Source organism: Shewanella litorisediminis (assembly GCF_016834455.1).
GTDB classification, from domain to species: Bacteria; Pseudomonadota; Gammaproteobacteria; order Enterobacterales; family Shewanellaceae; genus Shewanella; species Shewanella litorisediminis.
In genome coordinates this window covers 4,214,466-4,237,767 of the sequence record NZ_CP069213.1, presented here as the reverse complement: position 1 = coordinate 4,237,767, position 23,302 = coordinate 4,214,466, and the positions used below count along the sequence as shown (strand labels likewise).

The 23,302-nt window shown below is 53.3% G+C and carries 25 protein-coding genes; 21 read left to right on the top strand and 4 right to left on the bottom strand.

Going from position 1 to position 23,302, the window contains the following annotated elements:
* Positions 1–461 precede the first annotated feature (461 nt).
* From rpmH to mnmE, 5 genes are all read left to right on the top strand, one after another.
* Positions 462–599, top strand: a complete 138-nt coding sequence (gene rpmH, locus JQC75_RS18870) for a 50S ribosomal protein L34 (RefSeq protein WP_011758135.1) — start codon at positions 462–464, stop codon at positions 597–599.
* 16 nt (positions 600–615) lie between these two features.
* Complete coding sequence (rnpA, locus tag JQC75_RS18865) at positions 616–972, top strand: ribonuclease P protein component (RefSeq protein ID WP_203325534.1); 357 nt, start codon at positions 616–618, stop codon at positions 970–972.
* Positions 939–1,193 (top strand): membrane protein insertion efficiency factor YidD, encoded by a 255-nt coding sequence (yidD, locus tag JQC75_RS18860; RefSeq protein ID WP_203325533.1) that lies wholly within the window; start codon positions 939–941, stop codon positions 1,191–1,193. The genes rnpA and yidD overlap by 34 nt, the downstream gene beginning before the upstream one ends.
* Positions 1,194–1,197: 4 nt before the next feature.
* The gene (gene yidC / locus JQC75_RS18855; protein WP_203325532.1) at positions 1,198–2,820 is read left to right on the top strand and encodes a membrane protein insertase YidC; all 1,623 of its coding nucleotides are present in this window, start codon (positions 1,198–1,200) and stop codon (positions 2,818–2,820) included.
* 88 nt (positions 2,821–2,908) lie between these two features.
* A complete protein-coding gene (gene mnmE, locus JQC75_RS18850; protein WP_203325531.1) occupies positions 2,909–4,270 on the top strand; it encodes a tRNA uridine-5-carboxymethylaminomethyl(34) synthesis GTPase MnmE in 1,362 nt (453 codons plus the stop codon).
* Between the two features lie 126 nt (positions 4,271–4,396).
* On the opposite strand, the gene JQC75_RS18845 is transcribed toward mnmE, so the two are convergent.
* Positions 4,397–5,503 (bottom strand): NADH:flavin oxidoreductase, encoded by a 1,107-nt coding sequence (locus JQC75_RS18845; protein WP_203325530.1) that lies wholly within the window; start codon positions 5,501–5,503, stop codon positions 4,397–4,399.
* Positions 5,504–5,671: 168 nt separating this feature from the next.
* Between JQC75_RS18845 and JQC75_RS18840 the strand changes: the two genes are divergently transcribed.
* On the top strand, positions 5,672–6,595 hold the full coding sequence (locus JQC75_RS18840; RefSeq protein WP_203325529.1) for a LysR family transcriptional regulator: 924 nt from the start codon (positions 5,672–5,674) through the stop codon (positions 6,593–6,595).
* 20 nt (positions 6,596–6,615) lie between these two features.
* On the opposite strand, the gene JQC75_RS18835 is transcribed toward JQC75_RS18840, so the two are convergent.
* Both JQC75_RS18835 and JQC75_RS18830 read right to left on the bottom strand, forming a co-directional pair.
* Complete coding sequence (locus tag JQC75_RS18835; RefSeq protein WP_203325528.1) at positions 6,616–7,158, bottom strand: hypothetical protein; 543 nt, start codon at positions 7,156–7,158, stop codon at positions 6,616–6,618.
* Positions 7,159–7,287: 129 nt separating this feature from the next.
* Complete coding sequence (locus tag JQC75_RS18830; protein WP_203327273.1) at positions 7,288–8,163, bottom strand: LysR family transcriptional regulator; 876 nt, start codon at positions 8,161–8,163, stop codon at positions 7,288–7,290.
* 173 nt (positions 8,164–8,336) lie between these two features.
* On the opposite strand from JQC75_RS18830, the gene JQC75_RS18825 reads away from it, so the two are divergent.
* Both JQC75_RS18825 and fghA read left to right on the top strand, forming a co-directional pair.
* Positions 8,337–9,470, top strand: coding sequence for an S-(hydroxymethyl)glutathione dehydrogenase/class III alcohol dehydrogenase (locus JQC75_RS18825; protein ID WP_203325527.1), 1,134 nt, complete (start codon positions 8,337–8,339; stop codon positions 9,468–9,470).
* A gap of 9 nt (positions 9,471–9,479) precedes the next feature.
* Positions 9,480–10,325, top strand: a complete 846-nt coding sequence (gene fghA, locus JQC75_RS18820; RefSeq protein ID WP_203325526.1) for an S-formylglutathione hydrolase — start codon at positions 9,480–9,482, stop codon at positions 10,323–10,325.
* On the opposite strand, the gene JQC75_RS18815 is transcribed toward fghA, so the two are convergent.
* Positions 10,276–11,190: an endonuclease/exonuclease/phosphatase family protein gene (locus JQC75_RS18815; RefSeq protein ID WP_203325525.1), complete on the bottom strand. Its 915-nt coding sequence runs from the start codon at positions 11,188–11,190 to the stop codon at positions 10,276–10,278. The genes fghA and JQC75_RS18815 overlap by 50 nt on opposite strands.
* 146 nt (positions 11,191–11,336) lie before the next feature.
* Between JQC75_RS18815 and mioC the strand changes: the two genes are divergently transcribed.
* The 13 genes from mioC (at position 11,337) to atpD (ending at position 23,289) form a co-directional block, all read left to right on the top strand.
* Positions 11,337–11,777 (top strand): FMN-binding protein MioC, encoded by a 441-nt coding sequence (gene mioC / locus JQC75_RS18810; protein ID WP_203325524.1) that lies wholly within the window; start codon positions 11,337–11,339, stop codon positions 11,775–11,777.
* Between the two features lie 446 nt (positions 11,778–12,223).
* Complete coding sequence (mnmG, locus tag JQC75_RS18805) at positions 12,224–14,113, top strand: tRNA uridine-5-carboxymethylaminomethyl(34) synthesis enzyme MnmG (protein ID WP_203325523.1); 1,890 nt, start codon at positions 12,224–12,226, stop codon at positions 14,111–14,113.
* Between the two features lie 101 nt (positions 14,114–14,214).
* Complete coding sequence (gene rsmG, locus JQC75_RS18800) at positions 14,215–14,835, top strand: 16S rRNA (guanine(527)-N(7))-methyltransferase RsmG (protein WP_203325522.1); 621 nt, start codon at positions 14,215–14,217, stop codon at positions 14,833–14,835.
* Positions 14,836–14,925: 90 nt separating this feature from the next.
* Positions 14,926–15,714 (top strand): ParA family protein, encoded by a 789-nt coding sequence (locus JQC75_RS18795; protein ID WP_203325521.1) that lies wholly within the window; start codon positions 14,926–14,928, stop codon positions 15,712–15,714.
* A 9-nt stretch (positions 15,715–15,723) separates the two neighbouring features.
* Positions 15,724–16,602, top strand: coding sequence for a ParB/RepB/Spo0J family partition protein (locus JQC75_RS18790; protein WP_203325520.1), 879 nt, complete (start codon positions 15,724–15,726; stop codon positions 16,600–16,602).
* Between the two features lie 224 nt (positions 16,603–16,826).
* On the top strand, positions 16,827–17,210 hold the full coding sequence (locus JQC75_RS18785; RefSeq protein WP_203325519.1) for an ATP synthase subunit I: 384 nt from the start codon (positions 16,827–16,829) through the stop codon (positions 17,208–17,210).
* Positions 17,211–17,223: 13 nt separating this feature from the next.
* Positions 17,224–18,018: a F0F1 ATP synthase subunit A gene (gene atpB, locus JQC75_RS18780; protein WP_011761756.1), complete on the top strand. Its 795-nt coding sequence runs from the start codon at positions 17,224–17,226 to the stop codon at positions 18,016–18,018.
* Positions 18,019–18,085: 67 nt separating this feature from the next.
* Positions 18,086–18,337 (top strand): F0F1 ATP synthase subunit C, encoded by a 252-nt coding sequence (atpE, locus tag JQC75_RS18775; protein ID WP_011761755.1) that lies wholly within the window; start codon positions 18,086–18,088, stop codon positions 18,335–18,337.
* A 39-nt stretch (positions 18,338–18,376) separates the two neighbouring features.
* A complete protein-coding gene (gene atpF, locus JQC75_RS18770; protein ID WP_011761754.1) occupies positions 18,377–18,847 on the top strand; it encodes a F0F1 ATP synthase subunit B in 471 nt (156 codons plus the stop codon).
* Positions 18,848–18,862: 15 nt separating this feature from the next.
* Positions 18,863–19,396: a F0F1 ATP synthase subunit delta gene (atpH, locus tag JQC75_RS18765; protein ID WP_203325518.1), complete on the top strand. Its 534-nt coding sequence runs from the start codon at positions 18,863–18,865 to the stop codon at positions 19,394–19,396.
* 14 nt (positions 19,397–19,410) lie between these two features.
* Positions 19,411–20,952, top strand: a complete 1,542-nt coding sequence (atpA, locus tag JQC75_RS18760) for a F0F1 ATP synthase subunit alpha (protein ID WP_011761752.1) — start codon at positions 19,411–19,413, stop codon at positions 20,950–20,952.
* A gap of 50 nt (positions 20,953–21,002) precedes the next feature.
* Positions 21,003–21,863 carry a F0F1 ATP synthase subunit gamma gene (atpG, locus tag JQC75_RS18755; protein ID WP_203325517.1) on the top strand — a complete coding sequence of 287 codons (861 nt, stop codon included), beginning with the start codon at positions 21,003–21,005 and terminating at the stop codon, positions 21,861–21,863.
* 37 nt (positions 21,864–21,900) lie between these two features.
* A complete protein-coding gene (gene atpD / locus JQC75_RS18750; protein WP_203325516.1) occupies positions 21,901–23,289 on the top strand; it encodes a F0F1 ATP synthase subunit beta in 1,389 nt (462 codons plus the stop codon).
* Positions 23,290–23,302: the final 13 nt, after the last annotated feature.

Sequence of the window (23,302 nt, the reverse complement as noted above, 5' to 3'; positions counted from 1 at the left end):
TGTTCCGTCCCCAAAAAATAACTATCCAAAGGAGGAGTATTCTATCGGGACTCTGACGGGATCGCTATCCTTAAAATGGAATTATCAACAGGGAGATCTCAAGATCTGAATAACTCTGATCAGTCAAGATCGAAAAGGATCTATTTCACAGCCCAATGGCGGAAATCCTGCTTTATTAAGGGATCCATATTGATCTATAATGCGCGGCTTCTGATCTTGTTAGTCGTCCCCAGATCTACCAGATATTGTGTAGATGCACAGAGTTATCCACATTCTGTAGGGTTCTTAATAAGGCCAATGAAGAAAAAATCTGGCTGTAATGTGTCGCTGTTGAGTCACGCTTCTTGACGAGAGGCGTTTAGGTGATTACAATTCGGCCTCTTTTTTATGCCCTTGTCTCTGATTTCAGATTTCTTGTTTCAGCGTCAAGGAATGTTAACCAGTAAAGACGGATTGCCACCATGAGTAAACGTACTTTTCAACCTAGCAACCTGAAGCGCAAGCGTTCTCACGGCTTCCGCGCTCGCATGGCTACAGCTAACGGCCGCAAGGTACTGGCTCGTCGCCGTGCCAAGGGTCGCGCTCGTCTGTCTGCCTAATCAGGTCGACATCTAGGTGACTAGCTACACCTTTACGCGGGAGTTACGTTTGTTAACTCCCGCGCAATTTCAAGCTGTTTTCACCAATCCTATCAAAGCATCTTCTGCTGAAATCACTTTGCTTGCCATTCCGAACACTCAGGAACATCCTCGAGTGGGTTTAACTGTGCCCAAACGCCAGGTAAAACGCGCCCACGACCGTAACAGGGTTAAAAGGGTGATTCGGGAGAGCTTCAGATTGCATCAACACGACCTGCCTCCGCTGGATATAGTCGTGCTGGTTCGCAAAGGGGTTATGGATTTGGAGAATCCCGAACTTCATAAGCTGGTAGATAAGCTATGGCGCAAACTCAGTCGCCGTTTCAATGGCTAGCCACCACGCTTATTCGCGGCTACCAAATCTTTATCAGCCCAATCCTTGGGCCTAAATGTCGTTTTCAGCCAACTTGCTCACATTACGCCATTGAAGCCATCAAGCTTCACGGTGTTATAAAAGGCTGTTGGTTTGCAGCCAAACGCATATTAAAATGTCACCCTTTACATCCGGGCGGCAACGATCCCGTCCCTCCGAAAAAAGACAGGTGTAATAAATAAGGCTATGGAATCTCAACGCAATCTATTGCTCATCGGCCTGCTGTTTGTCAGCTTTTTGCTCTGGCAACAGTGGGAATCCGACAAGGCACCCAAACCAGCCACAGAAGTAGCGGCGGCTCAAATCCACGACCAGGCTATCAACAGTGACGTTCCTACAGCCGATGCCGGTGTACCTGCCACAGTGGCAGCAACCCAAAATCTGATCCGTGTTAAAACCGATCAGCTGGACGTACAGATTAACCCTGTTGGCGGTGACATCGTCTATGCCGCATTGCTGACCCATAAGCTGGAACAAAACGAAGAAGCTCCTTTTGTTCTGCTGGAGCAGAAAAATAACTTCAGCTACATCGCCCAGAGTGGTCTGATTGGTCGTGATGGTATCGACAGTGCCGCCAGTGGCCGCGCCAAGTTCGCTGCCGCCGCCGACACATACACGCTGGCTGAAGGCCAGGACACCCTGGAAGTACCGCTGACCCTGACCACAGATACCGGTGTGAGCTTCACCAAGGTGTTTGTATTCAAGCGTGGCCAATTTGATGTAGGCGTGGATTATCGCGTTGCCAACAACTCAGATGCCCCAGTGCAGGTGCAGATGTACGGTCAAATCAAGCACACCATCGCCGCCAGCGAAAGCAGCATGATGATGCCCACCTATCGTGGCGCCGCCTTCTCCACCGCCGATGTGCGTTATGAGAAGTACAGCTTCGAAGACATGGGCAAGAAAGACCTTGAAGAGCCGACTCTCGGTGGTTGGGTTGCCATGCTGCAGCACTACTTCGTGTCTGCCTGGGTTCCGGCAGCGTCTGACAAGAACACCCTGTTCACATCCGTCAGTGCCGGTGGCCTCGCCAATATCGGCTTTAAAGGTGCGGTGCACGACGTAGCGCCAGGTGCCAGTGAAACCATTTCAGCTACCTTCTATGTGGGTCCAAAAGATCAGGCGGCTCTGTCTGCCCTGTCTGACACCCTGAACCTGGTAGTGGACTACGGCTTCCTGTGGTGGCTGGCGGTACCTATTCACTGGGTACTGATGTTCTTCCAAAGCCTGGTGCACAACTGGGGTATGGCCATCATTCTGGTAACCCTGACTGTACGGGGTCTCTTGTATCCGCTCACCAAGGCACAATATGTGTCCATGGCCAAGATGCGCAACCTGCAGCCCAAGTTGCAGGAGCTGAAAGACCGCTTCGGTGATGACCGCCAGAAGATGGGTCAGGCCATGATGGACCTGTATAAGAAGGAAAAGGTTAACCCCATGGGCGGCTGTCTGCCCATCCTGCTGCAGATGCCAATCTTCATCGCCCTTTACTGGGTGCTGCTGGAAAGCGTTGAACTGCGCCATGCGCCATTCATGCTGTGGATCCAGGATTTGTCGGTGCAGGACCCTTATTACGTACTGCCACTGTTGATGGGTGCCTCCATGTGGATGATGCAGAAGATGCAGCCCATGGCTCCCAACATGGACCCAATGCAACAGAAGATGCTGCAGTGGATGCCGATGATCTTCACCGTATTCTTCCTGTGGTTCCCTGCAGGTCTGGTACTCTACTGGCTGGTGGGTAACATTGTTGCCATCATCCAACAGAAGATTATTTATGCCTCACTGGAGAAAAAAGGCTTAAAATAAGCCCATTTTTCAGGCGAGACACTAAAAAGGCGACCTGAGGTCGCCTTTTTGTTTCCTTTTTGAAGTACACCATTAAGCGGAAAGACACGTGACGACAGACACCATAGTGGCACAGGCCACCGCGCCCGGTCGGGGCGGCGTAGGCATCATCCGGGTATCCGGCAAGCTGGCAAGTGATGTAGCCCATGCCCTGCTGGGACACCTGCCCAAACCCCGCTACGCCGATTTCTGCGACTTCAAAGCGGCCGATGGCAGCGTGATTGACCAGGGCATCGCCCTGTTCTTCAAGGGCCCCAACTCCTTTACCGGCGAAGATGTGCTGGAACTGCAGGGCCACGGCGGCCAGGTAGTGATGGACATGCTCATTCGCGCCGTACTCAAGGTTAAAGGGGTGCGTATTGCCCGCCCCGGCGAGTTCAGCGAGCAGGCCTTTATGAACGACAAGCTGGATTTGACCCAGGCCGAAGCCATTGCCGACCTGATTGATGCCACCAGCGAACAGGCCGCCAAGAGTGCGCTGCAGTCACTGCAGGGCGAGTTCTCCACTCAGGTGCACACCCTGGTGGATAAAATCACCAACCTGCGTCTGTATGTGGAAGCCGCCATCGACTTTCCCGACGAGGAAGTGGATTTCTTAAGTGACGGCAAAATTGCCGCCGCCCTCTACGCCATTATTCACCAGCTTGATGAAGTGCAGGCCAGCGCCAAACAAGGCAGCATCATCCGTGAAGGCATGAAGGTGGTGATTGCCGGGCGCCCCAACGCCGGTAAATCCAGTCTGCTCAACGCCCTGGCAGGTAAAGAGTCTGCGATTGTGACCGATATTGCCGGCACCACCCGCGACGTGCTGCGGGAGCATATTCACCTCGATGGCATGCCACTGCACATTATCGACACCGCCGGTCTGCGTGACACCACAGACGAAGTAGAGCGTATCGGTATCGAGCGCGCCTGGAGCGAAATAGCCAGCGCCGATCGGGTACTGTTTATGGTGGATGGCACAGACACGGCCGCGGTTGACCCACACGAGATCTGGCCCGACTTTATCGACCGCCTGCCCAAGGCCCTTGGGGTAACTGTGGTGCGCAACAAAGCCGACCTGACCGGCGAGCCACTGGAGGCCACCGAAGAGCAAGGCTACAGCGTCTACCGGATTTCGGCGAAGACAGGCCTGGGTGTAGATGCGCTCAAGCAGCACCTGAAATCGCTGATGGGTTATCAAAGCAACCTCGAAGGCGGCTTTATCGCCCGTCGTCGTCACCTCGAAGCACTGGAACAGGCCAGCGAGCATCTGCAATTGGGCAAGGTACAGCTGGAAGTGTATCTGGCCGGCGAACTGCTGGCCGAAGAGCTGCGGATGGCGCAGCAGGCGCTGTCTGAAATCACCGGCGAATTTACCTCAGACGATTTGCTGGGCAAGATTTTCAGCTCCTTCTGTATCGGCAAATAAACCGCTTTTACAGACATAAAACGCGATTGTCGCCCGGCGGCAGTCGCGTTTTTTTATTGGTTCAGCTGAAGCCAGGCGCCGCGGCCCTTGATCAGCAGCAACATCCACTCAGACATCTTCCCGCCCTCACCCTTGTGGCTCTGATGGAGCAACCAGCCCGGGGATAGCGCCAAGGTAAGCAAGTCCCGCTTCGGTAAATCCGTGGTCTTGCAGCAGGGTGTCGGCAAAGGGCGGCGTTAACAGCGGCGTATCACTGACGACCTTATGCACCCAATCCGGATTCCCTATGGCAGCTGTGCCAATGGCAACCAGATCGGCGCCGGCACCCAGCACCTGTTGCGCCGCAGCGCCGTCACGAATATTGCCTGCAATAATCAGCGCGGTTTTGCCAGTAAGGGCATTGGTCACTTCGCTGAGCAGCGCGGTATCTTTGCCGCTGGCCTGCTTGAAGCTGTCACCCATGGAAAAATGCACGTAGTCGATATCCGCTGCCGCCAGTAAATGAGCGACTTCCAGCTGATGCTCAAGCGCTATTCCTTCGACATTGGCATAGCTTTCCGGCGATAACCTCACCCCCAACAGGAAGGTACGGGGCAATCGCTGACGTATGCCACGGATGATCTCAATCAGCAGCCGGGCACGGTTTTCAAGACTTCCACCCCAGCGGTCTCTGCGCCGGTTAAGCATGGGATTTAAAAAGTTACACAGCAAAAAGTGATGGGCAGCGTGCAGCTCAACCCCATCCAAGCCGGCCTGGTAAGCCCGCTCGGCAGACGCAACAAAGGCGGCTATCAGCTGCTCAATTCCGGCTTCATCAAGCTCGGTCACCCCAAGAGGATATCGGCCACCGGGCGCCTCGGCGCTTGGGCCAACAGGCGCAGTGCCATTCAGCGCAGGCGCAGCGCGCACCCCGCCGTGATGAAGTTGCACCAGCGCCAGCGCGTCATTGGCCTTTGCAGATCTGGCAAACCGGCTGAAGGCCTGCTGCTGATGGTCAGTCATCAAGGCTGGCTGCCCTTGCCAGCAGCGACCACCGGGCCACACCTGGGTAGCCGCCGCAATCAGCAGCCCAAAACCACCTTTGGCGCAATGCTCAAGCCAGTCGAACTCTGCCTGACTCGGATTGCCATGGGCATCGCTCATGTTATGGGTCAGCGGTGCCAGCACGGCACGATTCTTTAGCCGCACACCCGCCCGGGCAAACTCAAACCCGCTGTTTAATGCCTGACGCATTTGTCTCTCCAACTCATCAATCACAATGGCACCACGATAACTCAAGACAGAAAAGATATAATCTATCCTTTAGGAAAGATATTAATGCCCAGAAAGACACAATCAGCGAACGGATTGAAGCTGAAATAATAGAAGCGCAACGGGCAGCGCAATCGCGAGGATAGAAGCATGAGCCAACACAAGCTGGATACCTTGTATTTAATGCGACTGCTGGTCTGCATTGTGCGCTTTGGCTCATTTTCCCGGGCTGCGGCGCATTTGGGCATTACCCCAAGCAAGGCCTCGAAAGATTTACGCTATCTTGAACAAAGCCTCGGCACTGTGCTGCTTAACCGCACCACCCGTCGGGTACAGCTGACCGATGCAGGAGAGCTTACCTACCGCCAGGCAGACCAGATGCTTGCCCTGCACGAACAGCTGCTTGATGGGCTGCAAAACCGCCGTGAGTGCCTGAGCGGCGAGCTCAGAATAACCGCCCCCATGATGTGGGGCGAAGTAATACTTACGCCTTTGCTGCTTAAGTTCAGGCAATTGCACCCATCGGTGCGGCTGGTCACCGACTTCAGTAATCGCACCTCAGATTTACTGCGGGACAATATTCATGTGGCGTTTCGCAGCACCGAGCTTAGCCGCGAGCCCTATCTTGCCCGCTTTATTGCCAAAGATGAGATGGTGCTTTGCGCCAGCAAGGCCTATATGGATGGCAAATCAGCCCTCAACAGGCCGGAAGAATTACATCAGCACAGCCTTATCACCCGCTGCACTGATTATTCAAGCCACGAGCGCTGGACCTTGATGGATAAGGGAAAAGAGCTGCATATAGACGTCGCGGGCGAGCTTGCCTTCAGCCACAAGCAGGCGATTTATGCCGCCATGCAGCAGGGCTTTGGCATCGCCATCCTGCCCCGTTATCTGGTGGCCGATGAGCTGCTGGCTGGCACTGTGGTTGAAGTCTTGCCGGACTTTCGCCCCAAGGGCGCGAGCTTCTATGCGCTTTACACCCAGCGCCGGACCGAATCGGCGCTGGTGACCCACTTTATCGACTTTGTGATAGCTGAGATTGCCGGCAAGTCTTCATTTAACAAGGCTTGAAGAGAGTCGGTACAGGCTAATCAATTGCCCGGAGATTGCAGGCCATTTGGCAGTGACTCACTTATTTTTTGAGGATCTGTGATGTTTTGAAGATTGTCACTCCGCTGCGCCAGCACCCGCACAATGTTTTCCAGATTGGCGGCAAGCGCCTTGGCTTTTTCTTCGGGGAACTTGCCCGCCAGCGAGGTTTCCAGCTTCTGACGCAGGGCGGCAAGCACAGCTTCTTTGTCTATGTCACTCACCTTGGTTTTAAGCTCAGCGGCGGCGCCGGCAATCTCCTGCAGCTCAGGCAAAATATTGGCGTTTTTCAGCGGTGTAAGCAGCTCAATATCCTTCAGGATGGCGCTGTCGACCTTGTCATCCAGGGTCACCAGCAGACCGTCTACCTTATCCAGGGTCTGCTCGCTGCGCTCAAGAAAAGGCGAAATGGCCGAGTCCTGCACCACCCCGGTCAGCTTATCCACGGTCAGGTATAGAAGCGAGGCCACCACAATCACAGGCATCAGCATGCCGGTAACCAACCCAACCCAGAAATTATTCAAGCCGGCAGTAAAATTCTTCATCGCAATTCCCTTTATTGAAGTCGTACTGTAGCGATCCATTCCAGCGAAACGCCTCGCCTGAATCACATTAGGTTGTTCCGCCATTTTCAACAAGTTGAAACGAGTTGGATTGGGGCGCCAACTCACACATCAGGCTTTGGGCAGCTTGTCGGCCAGCATATTCATCAGATGGCCAATCTTGGGCGACAGCTGCCGATTATGGGGATACAGGCCCCAAATTCCCTCTTTGGGTTCCTGAAATGGCTTCAGCAGCACCAGCAAGCGCCCATCTCGAATGGCTTCATCCACATAATAACCGGGGAGTTGTGCTATCCCCATGCCCGCCAACGCCGCCGCCAGCAAGGTATTGCCGCTGCTGCAACTGAGGCGCCCTTTCACTTTCAGGCTGCGAAGCTTGCCCTCTTCCTGAAAACGCCAGAATGGCAGGCTGCCCAGCAAACACTGGTGACGGCTGAGCTCCGACAGCGAATGGGGCGCCCCATGGCGGCTGACATAATCCGGCGATGCCACCAGATACTGCACCCGCTCGGCCAGTTTTCGCGCCATCATGGAGGAATCCGGCAGCACTCCGAGGCGAATCGCCAAATCAAAGCCGCCCTGCACCAAATCGAGCTGCTGATTGGTCAGCTCACACTGCACTTCCACCTGGGGAAATTGCTGCATATATTCCAGCACTATGGGCATCACATATTGCTCGCCGTAGGTCACCGGCGCCATCATACGAATAAGCCCACGGGGCTCGTTTTTCAGTGATGACACCGCCCGCTCGGCTTCATCCAGGCCATCGAGGACCTGGCGGCAGTGGCGGTAGAACAGCTGACCATCTTCGGTAAGCGACACCTTGCGCGTAGTACGGTACAAAAGCTTGCTGCCGAGGCGCTCTTCGAGCTCCCGCACCTGACGGCTCACCTGCGCGGTACTGATCCCAAGCCGACCGGCTGCCGTGGTAAAGCTTTGCGCCTCGGCCACGGCCACAAATTCACAAATCCCTTCCCAGCGCATGATTATTTCTATCCAGTAAAAGCTATTTACCAATAGAGCCAATTATCAATTCACAGTAAAGAAATACAATCACATTCACACACAAAGCGTCTGGGCCGTGCCCAGGTATTGGCTTTGGACTATCAATAATGAATCCGGTCATCTGCAAGGCCGCATTTTCTGAGGAAGGAAATCCTATGTCTGCATCCTTTATTAAATCCCGCGCCGCCATTGCCTGGGGTCCGGGCCAACCCCTATCCGTTGAAGAAGTGGATGTGATGTTGCCCAAGGCCGGCGAAGTGCTGGTGCGCATTGTCGCCACCGGCGTATGCCACACCGATGCCTTTACCCTGTCGGGCGATGATCCGGAAGGCGTGTTTCCGGCCATTTTGGGCCACGAGGGCGGCGGCATTGTGGAAATGGTGGGCGAAGGCGTGACCAGCGTGGCGGTTGGCGACCATGTGATCCCGCTGTACACCGCCGAGTGCGGCAAATGTAAGTTTTGTACCTCGGGCAAGACCAACCTGTGCTCGGCTGTGCGCGCCACCCAGGGCAAGGGCCTGATGCCGGACGGCACCACCCGCTTTTATAAAGATGGCGAGCCGATTTATCACTACATGGGCTGCTCCACTTTCAGTGAATACACAGTGCTGCCGGAAATCTCCCTCGCCAAGGTTAACCCCGAAGCGCCGCTGGAAGAAGTGTGTCTGCTGGGCTGCGGCGTCACCACCGGTATGGGTGCAGTGCTTAAAACCGCCAAGGTGAAGCCAGGCGACACAGTGGCCATTTTCGGACTCGGCGGCATTGGTTTGTCGGCGGTGATTGGCGCCACCATTGCCGGAGCCAGCCGCATCATTGGTATTGATATCAACGACAGTAAGTTTGAACTGGCCAAAAAGCTCGGCGCCACCGACTGCATCAACCCCAAAAACTACGACAAGCCGATTCAGGACGTAATTGTTGAGATGACCGACGGCGGCGTGGACTTCTCCTTCGAATGCATCGGCAATGTGAATGTAATGCGAAGCGCGCTGGAGTGCTGCCACAAGGGCTGGGGTGAGTCAGTGATCATTGGCGTTGCGGGCGCCGGGCAGGAGATTTCCACCCGTCCATTCCAGCTGGTAACCGGCCGGGTGTGGCGCGGCAGTGCCTTTGGCGGCGTGAAAGGACGCTCCGAACTGCCGGGCATTGTTGAGCAGTACCTGCGAGGTGAATTTGCCCTGAGTGACTTTATCACCCACACCATGGGACTGGATGCGATTAACGAAGCGTTCAAGCTGATGCACGAAGGCAAAAGTATCCGCAGCGTGATCCATTACGATCGCAAATAAGGAGCCGACATGACTCTGGAACTAGTCAGTGCCAATCGCAGCTTTGACGGTTGGCACAAGCAGTACAGCCATCAATCCAGCAGCCTGGATTGCAAGATGCGCTTTGCGATTTTTCTGCCGCCCCAGGCCGAAACCCAAAGCGTACCTGTGCTTTATTGGTTATCAGGGCTGACCTGCAGCGATGAAAACTTTATGCAGAAGGCAGGCGCCCAGCGCCTCGCCGCGACGCTCGGGCTTGCCATTGTTGCCATGGACACCAGCCCACGGGGCGAAGGTGTGGCCGACGATCCCGATGGCGCCTGGGACTTTGGCCTGGGGGCAGGTTTTTATCTCAATGCCACCGAAGCGCCCTGGAGTAAGCACTACCGCATGTACGATTATGTGGTGAAAGAGCTGCCGAAGCTGATTGAAGCCAACTTCCCGGTCAGCAGCAAACGCAGCATTGCCGGCCACTCCATGGGCGGCCACGGCGCCCTGACCATAGCGCTGAAAAACCCCGGTCGCTATGCCAGCGTGTCTGCGTTCAGCCCTATCTGTAATCCCAGCCAGAGCCCCTGGGGCCAAAAGGCCTTTGGTAACTATTTGGGCAAAGACAGGGAAAGCTGGCGCGAATACGACAGCTGCGAATTGATTGGCCGCTGCGCCGATCCCATACCCATGTTGGTGGATCAGGGCGATGCCGATAGCTTTCTGGAGACAGAGCTCATGCCGCAGCGCCTGCAAAATGCCGCTGACAGTGCCGACTTTCCGCTGAATCTGCGAATGCAGCCGGGTTACGATCACAGCTACTACTTCATCGCGAGTTTTATTGATGAACACCTGGAGTTTCACCATCACTGGTTGACCCGGGGATAAGCTCGAACCACACCATGAGAGGCGCATGATCCGACAAGTCTGTTGTGGGTGATTGCGCCTCTTTCAAAATCAAGCCGCGATAAAATACCCAATCAAGCGGAGCACCAAATACCCTGATCCGCGAATCCGGGTCAAACCGCGCACTGCTTAGTTCAAGCGGTTCAAGGAGTTTCTCAAGCTTGTTGCTTCTGCGCTCTCCCCAGCTGTTAAAGTCGCCCGCCAGGATCACAGGACCTTGATGCTGCAATACCTGTTTTAGCAGCGGCGCCAATTGATCTTCCCACTCCTGCAAATTGGGATCAAAGTTGATCCCGTGGAGATTAACCACCAGCAAGGTCTCACCATTACTCAGGGCATAGAGGCTGTAAAGGGCCGCCTTGGGAAGTCGGATCCAGGGCTCAACCTTTAACAGGCCGCACCCCTCAAGCGATGGGCGGCGCGATGCCAGCATCACACCATAATCCAGCCCCTGAAAGCGAAAAGCGGGCATCATAGTCCAGTTGAACTGATGATTTTCCAGCGCTGATCTGAAATCGGTATTGAGTTCAACCTCCTGAAACAACATCAGCTGCCAGTCAGCGCCCAGAGTCCAGAGCCCTTCGGGCCACTCACCATCACTTTGTTTATGGATATTCCAAACCAACATAGAAATTACACCGCGATCATCAATGGCACGGTCAACCGGGGCAGCGACAGGGTAATCATGGCGAAAACAGCGGCCTTGATTGGTTAACACTAACCCGGGTTCAGACAAAATCACCTCTGGTACATCCGGGATTTTCACCAGGACGGTTGTCAGTGCGCCAATCAGAAGAGCAACCAGGGCAGCACTTAGCCAGAGAATTATTTTCCGCTTGTTGGTCATGGATATGTCTTTGCCCCTTGGCTATATATCAGTGCCAGACCCATGCTAACACAGCATCAACAGGGGTGAGAGCGTTCCCCCTCCCTCGGCTTTGGGCTACCATGACGCCAATCTTCAAGCATATTTTCTCCTCAATGGATGTAACGATGGCAAAAATTGAAATCCTGATTGGCACCACCCTGGGTGGCAGTGAGTACGTGGCGGATGAACTGGCGGCTTTGCTGAATGAAGCAGGCCACGAATGTATTACCCACCTGGATCCGTCGCTGGATTCACTGGATACCTCGTCCCTGTGGCTGCTGGTGTCGGCCACCCATGGCGCAGGTGATCTGCCCGATAATCTACAGCCATTTGCCAAGTCTTTGATGCTAACCATGCCGGATTTGAGCGGCGTACAGTTTGCGCTCTGCGCCATTGGCGACTCCAGTTACGATACCTTCTGCGAGGGGCCGGAACAGCTTGTTCAATTATTGAACGACGCCGGTGCAAAACCCTTTGTGGATAAGATCCGGATCGATGTACAGGCCGATCCAGTGCCAGAAGAGCCAGCCATTCAGTGGTTGCAACAATGGATTGGTAAGCTCTGAGATCGTAAACTCAAGGTTATCCCCTCTCACCCACAACTTAGATCATTCTTATCCACAAATCCTGTTATTTAATAATAAATTTGTGGATAAGATATTATTTAGATCTGATCTACCTCTGTATTACTCAACCACCCTAATGGTCTAAGATCCACCCTGTGGATAAAACAGCGATCTATCCCCACCTTTTCTTTGAGTAGATCGCCAAGAGATCACAGGATCAAAATCCGTTTATTCTATGTTTTAAAAGGATTTTTAGGCTTACCCACAGAAAACCGCGATCCTAATAAGAGATAACAATAAAGAGATCTATATAAAGATCTTAAGATCTATAAGGCGATCCCCTTTGGATCTTTACATGCAAACAGATCGTTCAACTCTGTCTCTGGCAATGCTAAAATAACCGGCTCGTTGTGCGATCTTCGTTTTTCTCGCTTTAAGGTAGTGTCATGCAATTTCATGAACGGTTTGATGTGATAGTAGTCGGTGGCGGTCATGCCGGTACCGAAGCCGCCTTGGCTTCAGCCCGAATGGGATGCAAGACACTGCTGCTCACCCATAATGTCGATACCCTGGGCCAAATGTCCTGCAACCCTGCCATTGGTGGTATTGGTAAAGGACACTTGGTGAAAGAGATAGATGCACTGGGTGGTGCCATGGCGATCGCCACAGATTTCTCTGGGATCCAGTTCCGTACGCTTAACTCCAGTAAGGGCCCGGCCGTAAGAGCTACCCGTGCTCAGGCTGACAGAGCCCTCTACAAAGCCAAGATCCTGAGTATTCTGCAGCAGCAGCCTAACCTGCGGATTTTCCAGCAAGCCGTTGACGACCTAGTGGTTGAAAATGGTCGTGTGATCGGGGCTGTAACCCAAATGGGTCTGGCCTTTGAAGCGCCTGCCGTGGTGCTGACAGCGGGTACCTTCCTGGGTGGCAAAATCCACATTGGTCTTGAAAACTACAGCGGTGGTCGGGCTGGCGATCAGCCTGCCATTGCCCTCGCCCATCGCTTACGGGATCTGCCATTACGTGTTGGACGCCTGAAAACAGGTACGCCACCCCGTATCGATGCCCGAACCATAGATTTTTCGGTGATGACAGAGCAAAAAGGCGACACTCCCTTGCCTGTGATGTCTTTTATCGGCGATGTGAACCAGCATCCTGAGCAGATCTCCTGCTACATCACCCATACCAACGAGCGTACCCACGATATCATCCGCGGTGGTTTGGACCGCAGCCCCATGTATTCAGGGGTGATTGAGGGCATTGGTCCCCGTTACTGTCCGTCCATTGAAGATAAAATTCACCGTTTTGCTGATAAGAATTCCCATCAGATCTTTATCGAGCCCGAGGGCTTGACCACGACAGAAATTTATCCGAACGGCATCTCCACCAGTTTGCCATTTGACGTGCAAATTCAGCTGGTTCGCTCCATCCAAGGGATGGAAAACGCAGAGATAGTGCGTCCTGGTTACGCCATCGAATATGACTATTTCGATCCGAGAGATCTGAAAAACTCTCTCGAAACCAAGGTCATCGACGGACTTTTCTTTGCCGGACAGATAAACGGCACCACTGGCTATGAAGAAGCCGGCGCTCAGGGACTGTTGGCCGGTCTTAATGCCGCGCTGCAGGTACAGGGCAAAGAGGCATGGGCACCACGTCGGGATCAGGCTTACCTGGGCGTGCTGGTGGATGATCTTTCTACTTTGGGCACCAAAGAGCCCTACCGTATGTTCACCAGCCGCGCCGAATACCGCTTGCTGCTGCGTGAAGACAATGCCGATCTGCGTTTGACTGAAAAAGGTCGGGAACTGGGCCTGGTGGATGACTTCCGCTGGCAAAAATTCAGTGAGAAACGTGAGTCCATCGAGCTTGAGCAGCAGCGTCTGCGCAGCCAATGGGTGCATGTGAATTCTCCCCAGGTTGCCGGGCTTAACGAGGTGCTCAGCGCTCCGCTGACCCGCGAAGCATCACTGGAAGATCTGTTGCGTCGTCCGGAAATTGAGTACGACACACTGATGAAGATTGAAGGCTTCGGCCCTGGATTGGCTGATCCGCTTGCCGCTGAACAGGTGCAAATTCAGGTAAAATACGCCGGTTACATTCAGCGTCAGCAGGATGAAATCGCCAAGGCTGAGCGTAACGAAAACACCCGCTTGCCGTTGGATCTGGACTACAGCGAAGTGCCTGGCCTGTCCAACGAAGTGACGGCCAAACTGAATGCACATAAACCAGAGACCATCGGTCAGGCATCCCGGATCTCCGGTGTAACACCTGCGGCCGTATCCATTCTGCTGGTTCACCTGAAAAAGCGTGGATTGCTGAGAAAGAGCGCTTAAGCTCGCACCACTCGCGTGCAAGGGAGGCCTCTGGGCTTCCCTTCACTTTTTCTGGGCCTCATAATAGCCCATCAAGACAGTTGTACCGACGGAGATACCCAGTGTTAGCCGAAAAACTCAGTCAGGATCTCGCCAAAGCGGGCCTGCAAGTCGATGCTCAGCAGCAACAGCAACTCCTTGCCTTTGTGGCGCTGCTCGACAAGTGGAACAAGGCCTATAACCTGACGTCGGTGCGGGAACCGGCGCAAATGCTGACCCGCCATATCCTCGATAGCCTGGTGGTGTCACCTCATCTGGTGGGCACGCGTTTTATCGATGTGGGTACAGGCCCCGGTTTACCGGGCATTCCGCTGGCCATCATCAATCCGGATAAAGAGTTTGTTTTGCTCGACAGCCTCGGTAAACGTATTCGTTTCCAAAAGCAGGTGGCAGTGGAGCTTGGGCTTAAAAACATCAGTTCGGTGGAAAGCCGGGTCGAGCTGTATCAACCGGAGCAGGGATTTGACGGCGTGCTCAGCCGTGCTTTTGCATCTGTGGGCGATATGCTCAGCTGGTGCCATCATCTGCCAGCCGAAGACGGCTGTTTTTATGCTCTCAAGGGCCAACTTGCGGACGAGGAAATGGCCGGGATCCCCGAAGGCGTTAAGTTGATTGAAACCATCAGGCTCACAGTCCCCGGACTGGATGAGCAGAGGCATCTGCTGAAATTGGTCAAAGCGTGACCCTCTGCCTTGCAATTGGCAGCAACATCAAGCAACTTGTCCAAGGCGTTATGTCTTGGTTGAACGACAGAATAACAACAGGGTGAAATTGTGGGGAAAGTCATTGCTGTAGCCAACCAGAAAGGTGGCGTAGGAAAAACAACTACTTGCATTAACCTGGCAGCGTCGCTGGCAGCAACCCGTCGCAAGGTGCTGCTGATAGACCTCGATCCCCAGGGCAATGCCACCATGGGCAGTGGTGTCGATAAATACGAGGTAGAAAATACCGCTTATGAGCTGCTCGTGGAGGAAAAGCCCTTTGCCGATGTGGTGGTGAAAGATACTCAGGGCAAGTACGATCTGATTGCCGCCAATGGTGATGTGACAGCCGCCGAAATTAAGCTGATGGAGTTTTTTGCCCGTGAGGTGCGCTTGCGTAATGCGTTGGCCCCCATTCGCGATCAGTATGATTATATTTTTATCGACTGTCCGCCATCCCTGAACATGCTGACCGTGAATGCCATGTCGGCTGCCGATTCAGTGCTGGTGCCCATGCAATGTGAGTATTTTGCCCTCGAAGGTCTCACAGCCCTTATCGATACCATAGGCAAGCTGGCCTCCATGGTAAATCCGGGGCTTGGCATCGAAGGAATTTTGCGTACCATGTACGATCCTCGCAATCGATTGGCCAATGATGTGTCCGATCAGCTCAAGCAGCATTTTGGCGAGAAAGTTTACCGGACTGTGATCCCCCGTAATATCCGTCTGGCCGAGGCCCCCAGTTTTGGCGCGCCCGCCATGTATTACGACAAATCCAGTGCCGGTGCCAAGGCCTACCTGGCCCTGGCCGGAGAGATGATTCGCCGGGGCGAGCAAACCCAGGCAAAAAAGCAGGCGTAAGGATTAGCAATGACTTTGAAAAAACGGGGCTTGGGTAAAGGATTGGATGCACTGCTGAGCACCAGCCATGCCGCCAGTAAAAAACTGGAACAGGAAGCCGCCCGGTCCGACAAACAGGATGACCTGGTGCATCTGGATGTGGATTTGCTGCAACCCGGCAAGTACCAGCCCCGTAAGGACATGTCACCAGAGGCATTGGAAGAACTGGCCGAGTCCATTCGTGCCCAGGGTATCATTCAGCCCATAGTGGTGCGCAAAGTCGCCGAGCAAAAGTACGAAATCATTGCCGGTGAGCGCCGCTGGCGCGCCTCGCAATTGGCCAAGCTTGATAAAGTGCCCTGTATCATCAAGCAGGTGCCCGACGAGTCAGCGGTGGCCATCGCCCTGATTGAAAACATTCAGCGTGAAGATCTCAATGCCATGGAAGAAGCCATTGCCTTGCATCGTCTGCTGGAAGAATTCGAACTCACTCACCAGCAGGTGGCGGATGCTGTGGGTAAATCCCGCACCACAGTCACCAACCTGCTGCGTCTCAACAGTCTGAACGAACCCGTTAAGCGATTGCTTGAATATGGCGATATCGACATGGGGCATGCCCGTGCGCTGCTCGCCGTTGAGGGTGAAGAACAGACAAATCTGGCACGTTTAGTTGCCGCCAAAGAGCTCACCGTTCGGGAAACTGAACGATTAATTAATAGAACCTTAAATCCCGCTAAAGAAGCAGAAAAACCGGTAAAAGATCACGATGTAAGCCGTCTGGAGCAGCAGTTGATTGAAAAGCTGGGCGCCAAGGTTTCCATTGCTCACGGCAGTAAGGGCAAGGGAAAAATTGTAATTAACTACCAAAATCTCGCTGAATTAGACGGTATTCTCAGTAAAATCCGCTGATTCCGGGCAGTTAACAGAGTTTCATGTAAATTTGTGACGAATGTTAATCTTTGCTTTTTGAATCTTTGGTCGTAGAACCATTGAAAAGTGGCGATTTTACGCATCTCAAAGTTGCATTGAAGGCCCGAAAAGGTATACTTTCGCAAGCTTTTTGTACTGTGACTTTTTACGGCATTTTGTTGTCCGGTCACAGAAACAAAAAGTCCGAATGCGGAGAATGAGAATTGAGCAAGGTTTTGGCGCGTCGTGGCCGGTGGTCTGCCTATAAATTGGTGTTGATGCAGGCGGCGATAGCCGGGGGTGCGTCAGTTCTCTTCTTCGTCGTCTGGGGAGCGCAATACGGGGTATCGGCTTTGGCCGGTGCTGCAGTAGCTGTGCTCCCTAATTTTGTATTCGCAACCCTCGCTTTTTCCCATTCGGGAGCAAGTGCAGCAGGGAAGGTACTGAAAACCTTCTACTGGGGGGAAGCGGTAAAGTTGCTGTTAACCATTGCCCTGTTTTCGTTGGTGTTTATCAATTTGAAAATCGTCTTTATGCCGCTTTTCGTTTGCTACTCACTGGCACTCCTGGTGCATTGGACAGCGCCTTTATACTTCAAGCAAAAGTAAAGTGGGATGAATCATGGCTGCAACTGGTGAAGCGTTAACACCGCAGGGCTATATCCAGCATCACCTGACCAACCTTTCCGTTGGTGAAGGATTCTGGACATGGCATATTGATTCGTTGCTCTTTTCGGTTGGTCTTGGTGTTCTGTTCCTGTGGATTTTCCGTAGCGTTGGCAAGAAAGCGACTACTGGCGTTCCCGGCAAGCTTCAGTGCTTTGTCGAGATGATCGTCGAGTTCGTTGACAACAGCGTGAAAGAAACCTTCCACGGTCGCAATGCCCTGATCGCTCCTCTCGCTCTGACCATCTTCGTTTGGGTTTTCATGATGAACTTCATGGACATGGTGCCAGTTGACTGGCTGCCACACACCGCGGCTATGCTGGGTGTGCCTTACCTGAAAGTGGTTCCGACGACTGACCTGAACATCACCTTCAGCCTCGCGCTGGGCGTGTTCTTGCTGATTATCTACTACAGCATCAAGGTCAAGGGAGTGTCTGGCTTCGTGAAAGAACTGACACTGCAGCCCTTTAACCACTGGGCAATGATACCCGTCAACCTCCTGCTGGAATCAGTTACCCTGATAGCCAAGCCAATCTCATTGGCTCTGCGTCTATTCGGTAACCTGTATGCGGGTGAGTTGATCTTCATCCTTATTGCGCTGATGTATGGTGCCAACTGGCTGATCGCCTCTCTGGGTGTAACCCTGCAACTGGGTTGGTTGATCTTCCACATTCTGGTTATCACACTGCAAGCGTTTATCTTCATGATGCTGACTATTGTTTACCTCAGCATGGCCCATGAAGATCATTAAGGATTGCTGAAGAAATTTTTTTAAACTAAATCATCAACTAATTTAGATTTAGATACTGGAGATACAGATGGAAACTATTCTGGGCTTTACTGCAATCGCTGTTGCTCTGCTGATTGGTATGGGTGCACTGGGTACCGCTATCGGTTTCGGTCTTCTGGGTGGCAAGTTCCTGGAAGGCGCTGCTCGTCAACCAGAAATGGCTCCTATGCTGCAGGTTAAGATGTTCATCGTGGCTGGTCTGCTCGACGCCGTAACCATGATCGGTGTGGGTATCGCTCTGTACATGCTGTTCACCAACCCACTGGGCGCAATGCTGTAATAAAACCGCTTCTGTCTTAACTCAAAATAGGAGGCTGTTGTGAATATCAACGCTACCCTAATCGGTCAGACGGTCGCCTTTATTATCTTCGTGTGGTTCTGCATGAAGTATGTTTGGCCTCCTTTGATGAATGCCATCGAAGAGCGCCAAAAGAGGATTGCTGACGGTCTCGCAAACGCTGACCGCGCGGCAAAAGACCTGGAGCTCGCTCAGGCCAAGGCCACCGAGCAGCTCAAAGAAGCCAAAGCTACAGCCAATGAAATCATCGAGTCTGCCAACAAGCGCAAGGCTCAGATTGTTGAAGAAGCAAAAGCCGAGGCTGACGCTGAGCGTGCACGTATCATCGCTCAGGGCAAAGCTGAAATTGAAGCTGAACGCAATCGCGTGAAAGAGGAACTGCGCAAGCAGGTTGCTACTCTGGCCCTTGCTGGTGCTGAGAAGATCCTCGAACGTTCGATTGATGCAGCCGCACACAGTGACATAGTTGAAAAGCTTGTCGCTGAAATTTGATAAGGGAGAAGGGGTATGGCTGAGTTAACCACCATTGCTCGCCCTTATGCAAAGGCAGCTTTTGATTTTGCCGTTGAAAAACAAGCCGTGGACGGCTGGGCCGAAATGCTCGGTTTTGCTGCGCTGGTAAGTGAAAACGAAACCATGCGCCCACTGCTCGCTGGCTCTATGGCCAGTAGCGCGCTCGCCAAACTCTTTATTGATGTTTGTGGTGAGCAGCTCAACGAGCACGGTCAAAACCTGATCAAGGTGATGGCTGAAAACGGTCGTTTGGAAGTACTGCCTGCTGTAGCTCAGCTTTTCGCTGAGTACCGTTTGGAATGGGCCAAGGAAGTAGAAGCCGATGTGGTTTCTGCCACCGAGCTTTCCGACGCACAAAAACAGCAGATTGGTGTTTCCCTAGAGAAACGTCTCGCACGCAAAGTTAAGCTGAATTGCAGCGTGGATGCCGGCCTGATCGCCGGTGTAATTATCAAGGCAGGGGACCTCGTTATCGATGGTTCTGTGAGCGGCAAACTGGCCCGCCTGTCTGATAAGCTGCAATCGTAATTGGGAGTTTGAGCATGCAACTGAATTCCACTGAAATCAGCGATCTGATTAAGCAGCGGATCGAGCAGTTCGACGTAGTCAGCGAAGCCCGTAACGAAGGTACTATCGTTGCGGTAAGCGATGGCATCATCCGCGTACACGGCCTGGCCGATGTAATGCAGGGTGAGATGATCGAACTGCCTGGCAACCGTTATGCAATCGCGTTGAACCTTGAGCGCGACTCTGTCGGTGCCGTAGTAATGGGTCCTTATGCCGATCTGGCTGAGGGCGTAAAAGTGAAAACCACTGGCCGTATTCTGGAAGTTCCAGTTGGCCGCGGTCTGCTTGGCCGTGTGGTAAACACCCTGGGTGAGCCAATCGACGGCAAGGGCCCCATCGACAACGATGGTTTTGCTCCTGTTGAAGTGATTGCACCAGGTGTAATTGACCGTAAATCAGTTTCTCAGCCAGTTCAGACTGGTTACAAAGCCGTTGACTCCATGATCCCAATCGGTCGTGGTCAGCGTGAGCTGATCATCGGTGACCGTCAGACTGGTAAAACTGCGATGGCTATCGACGCCATCATCAACCAGCGCGATTCTGGCATCAAGTGTGTGTACGTGGCTGTAGGCCAGAAGGCTTCTACCATCGCCAACGTAGTACGCAAGCTGGAAGAGCACGGTGCTCTGGCTAACACTGTTGTGGTTGTTGCTTCTGCGTCAGAAGCCGCTGCTCTGCAGTTCCTGGCACCATACTCTGGTTGTACCATGGGTGAATACTTCCGTGACCGCGGTGAAGATGCCCTGATCGTATACGATGACCTGTCCAAGCAGGCCGTTGCTTACCGTCAGATCTCCCTGCTGCTGCGTCGTCCACCAGGACGTGAAGCTTACCCAGGTGACGTATTCTATTTGCACTCTCGTCTGCTGGAACGTGCTTCCCGCGTGAACGAAGAGTACGTTGAGAAGTTCACCAAGGGCGCCGTGACTGGCAAGACCGGTTCTTTGACCGCTCTGCCTATCATCGAAACCCAAGCCGGTGACGTATCTGCGTTCGTACCGACCAACGTAATTTCTATTACCGACGGTCAGATCTTCCTGGAAACCAACCTGTTTAACTCTGGCCTGCGTCCAGCGGTTAACCCAGGTATTTCGGTATCCCGTGTAGGTGGTGCCGCCCAGACCAAGATCATCAAGAAACTGTCCGGTGGTATCCGTACCGCACTGGCACAGTATCGTGAGCTTGCTGCGTTCTCTCAGTTTGCATCTGACCTTGACGATGCAACTCGTGCTCAGTTGGAGCACGGTGAGCGTGTTACCGAACTGATGAAGCAGAAGCAATATGCCCCAATGAGCGTAGCCGAACAGGCTGTGGTGATCTTCGCCGCAGAAAAAGGCTTCCTGAAGGGTATTGCTCTGAAGAAAGTTGGTGATTTCGAAGCCGCTCTGCTCGCTTTCATGAACGCCGAGCATGCCAACCTGATGAAGCTTATCAACGATACCGGCGACTACAATGCCGAAATCGAAGCTGAGCTGAAGGCTGGTCTCGACAAGTTCGTGGCAACCCAAACCTGGTAAAAATCGTCGAGGTGTCATAAGGCACCTCAGGTCCAGATTGGAGAGTAGAGATGGCCGGCGCAAAAGAGATTAAAACCAAGATCGCGAGTGTAAAAAACACTCAGAAGATCACTTCCGCCATGGAAATGGTGGCAGCCAGCAAAATGCGCAGAGCGCAGGACCGCATGACTGCCAGCCGTCCATACGCGGAAAGCATGCGTAAGGTGATCGGTCACGTTGCCCAGGGTTCTCTCGAGTACAAACACCCCTATTTAGAGGTGAGAGAGGCCAAGCGCGTCGGCTACATTGTTGTAGCATCCGACCGCGGTCTTTGTGGTGGTCTGAACGTCAACCTGTTCAAAAAGGTTGTGTCAGACGTGAAGAACTGGAAAGCCCAGGGTGTTGAGGTAGAGTTCTGCCCCATCGGTGCCCGCAGTGTGCAGTTTTTCAAAGCTTTCGGCGGAAAAGTACAGGCCCAAGCTTCAGGCCTCGGTGATGCTCCAAAGCTCGCTGACCTGATCGGTACTGTGCGCGTTATGCTGCAAGCTTACAACGAAGGCAAACTGGATCGTCTGTACGTGGTATTCAACAAGTTTGTGAACACCATGACCCAGACACCCGTGATCGAGCAGCTGCTGCCTTTGCCTAAATCCGAAGATGATGAAATTGCTCATCACTGGGACTACATCTACGAGCAGGATCCGAAAGACCTTCTGGATACTCTGCTGGTGCGTTATGTGGAGTCTCAGGTGTACCAGGGTGTTGTGGAAAACATCGCGTCTGAACAGGCTGCCCGTATGGTGGCGATGAAGGCTGCGACTGACAACGCCGGTACGCTGATCGATGACCTGCAACTGGTTTACAACAAGGCCCGTCAGGCTGCGATTACGCAGGAACTGTCGGAAATTGTTTCCGGTGCAGCAGCGGTTTAAGGCTTAGGTAACGAATACAAGTTTTAGAGGATTAATCATGAGCACAGGTACTGTTGTCCAAGTAATTGGCGCGGTTGTGGACGTAGAGTTTCCACAGCATGCCGTACCTCAGGTATATGACGCTCTGAAGATCACAGGTGAAGGTACCTGTAACGGCCTGGTGCTGGAAGTTCAGCAGCAGCTCGGTGGCGGTGTGGTTCGTACCATCGCCATGGGTTCTTCCGACGGTCTGCGTCGTGGTATCGAGGTTGAAAACACTGGTTCCGCTATTGCCGTTCCTGTTGGTAAGGCCACTCTGGGTCGTATCATGAACGTGCTGGGCGAGCCTGTGGATGAAGCGGGTCCTATCGGTGAAGAAGATCGTTATGTTATTCACCGTGCCGCTCCTTCCTATGAAGAGCAGTCAAACACGACTGAACTGCTGGAAACCGGTATCAAGGTAATCGACCTGGTATGTCCATTCGCCAAGGGTGGTAAAGTAGGTCTGTTCGGTGGTGCGGGCGTTGGTAAGACAGTTAACATGATGGAACTGATCAACAACATCGCCAAGGCCCACTCTGGTCTGTCAGTATTCGCCGGTGTAGGTGAGCGTACCCGTGAAGGTAACGACTTCTACTACGAAATGATGGAATCAGGCGTACTGGACAAGGTAGCCATGGTGTACGGTCAGATGAACGAGCCACCAGGAAACCGTCTGCGTGTGGCCCTGACCGGTCTGACCATGGCCGAGAAGTTCCGTGACGAGGGTAAAGACGTACTGTTGTTCGTTGACAACATCTACCGTTACACCCTGGCCGGTACCGAAGTATCAGCACTGCTGGGCCGTATGCCATCAGCCGTAGGTTATCAGCCTACTCTGGCTGAGGAGATGGGTGTTCTGCAGGAGCGTATTACTTCTACCAAGACTGGTTCTATTACCTCCGTACAGGCGGTATACGTACCAGCGGACGACTTGACCGACCCAAGCCCAGCCACCACCTTCGCCCACTTGGATGCGACCGTGGTACTGTCTCGTCAAATCGCTTCTCTGGGTATTTACCCAGCGGTTGACCCACTGGATTCCACCTCTCGTCAGCTGGATCCACTGGTAGTTGGCCAGGAGCACTATGACGTGGCTAACGGCGTTCAAAACGTTCTGCAGCGCTACAAAGAGCTGAAAGACATCATCGCCATCCTGGGTATGGACGAACTGTCAGACGACGACAAGATGACAGTATCCCGCGCCCGTAAGATTGAGCGTTTCCTGTCTCAGCCTTTCCACGTAGCGGAAGTATTTACCGGTTCTCCCGGTAAGTACGTGCCTCTGAAAGACACTATCCGTGGCTTCAAGGGCATTCTGGAAGGTGAGTTCGACCACATTCCAGAGCAAGCGTTCTACATGGTTGGCTCTGTCGACGAAGCTGTTGAGAAAGCCAACAAGAAGTAATTCGGGCCCTGCC

Bases quoted from the DNA above. Each gene is read 5' to 3' on its own strand.
- atpH (WP_203325518.1), top strand. From the start codon at position 18,863: ATGGCTGAGTTAACCACCATTGCTCGCCCTTATGCAAAGGCAGCTTTT.
- fghA (WP_203325526.1), top strand. From the start codon at position 9,480: ATGACTCTGGAACTAGTCAGTGCCAATCGCAGCTTTGACGGTTGGCAC.
- mnmG (WP_203325523.1), top strand. From the start codon at position 12,224: ATGCAATTTCATGAACGGTTTGATGTGATAGTAGTCGGTGGCGGTCAT.
- atpE (WP_011761755.1), top strand. From the start codon at position 18,086: ATGGAAACTATTCTGGGCTTTACTGCAATCGCTGTTGCTCTGCTGATT.
- atpA (WP_011761752.1), top strand. From the start codon at position 19,411: ATGCAACTGAATTCCACTGAAATCAGCGATCTGATTAAGCAGCGGATC.
- JQC75_RS18825 (WP_203325527.1), top strand. From the start codon at position 8,337: ATGTCTGCATCCTTTATTAAATCCCGCGCCGCCATTGCCTGGGGTCCG.
- atpD (WP_203325516.1), top strand. From the start codon at position 21,901: ATGAGCACAGGTACTGTTGTCCAAGTAATTGGCGCGGTTGTGGACGTA.
- JQC75_RS18790 (WP_203325520.1), top strand. From the start codon at position 15,724: ATGACTTTGAAAAAACGGGGCTTGGGTAAAGGATTGGATGCACTGCTG.
- atpG (WP_203325517.1), top strand. From the start codon at position 21,003: ATGGCCGGCGCAAAAGAGATTAAAACCAAGATCGCGAGTGTAAAAAAC.
- JQC75_RS18815 (WP_203325525.1), bottom strand. From the start codon at position 11,190: ATGACCAACAAGCGGAAAATAATTCTCTGGCTAAGTGCTGCCCTGGTT.
- JQC75_RS18835 (WP_203325528.1), bottom strand. From the start codon at position 7,158: ATGAAGAATTTTACTGCCGGCTTGAATAATTTCTGGGTTGGGTTGGTT.
- mioC (WP_203325524.1), top strand. From the start codon at position 11,337: ATGGCAAAAATTGAAATCCTGATTGGCACCACCCTGGGTGGCAGTGAG.
- JQC75_RS18845 (WP_203325530.1), bottom strand. From the start codon at position 5,503: ATGCGTCAGGCATTAAACAGCGGGTTTGAGTTTGCCCGGGCGGGTGTG.
- JQC75_RS18840 (WP_203325529.1), top strand. From the start codon at position 5,672: ATGAGCCAACACAAGCTGGATACCTTGTATTTAATGCGACTGCTGGTC.
- yidD (WP_203325533.1), top strand. From the start codon at position 939: ATGGCGCAAACTCAGTCGCCGTTTCAATGGCTAGCCACCACGCTTATT.
- rpmH (WP_011758135.1), top strand. From the start codon at position 462: ATGAGTAAACGTACTTTTCAACCTAGCAACCTGAAGCGCAAGCGTTCT.
- yidC (WP_203325532.1), top strand. From the start codon at position 1,198: ATGGAATCTCAACGCAATCTATTGCTCATCGGCCTGCTGTTTGTCAGC.
- atpB (WP_011761756.1), top strand. From the start codon at position 17,224: ATGGCTGCAACTGGTGAAGCGTTAACACCGCAGGGCTATATCCAGCAT.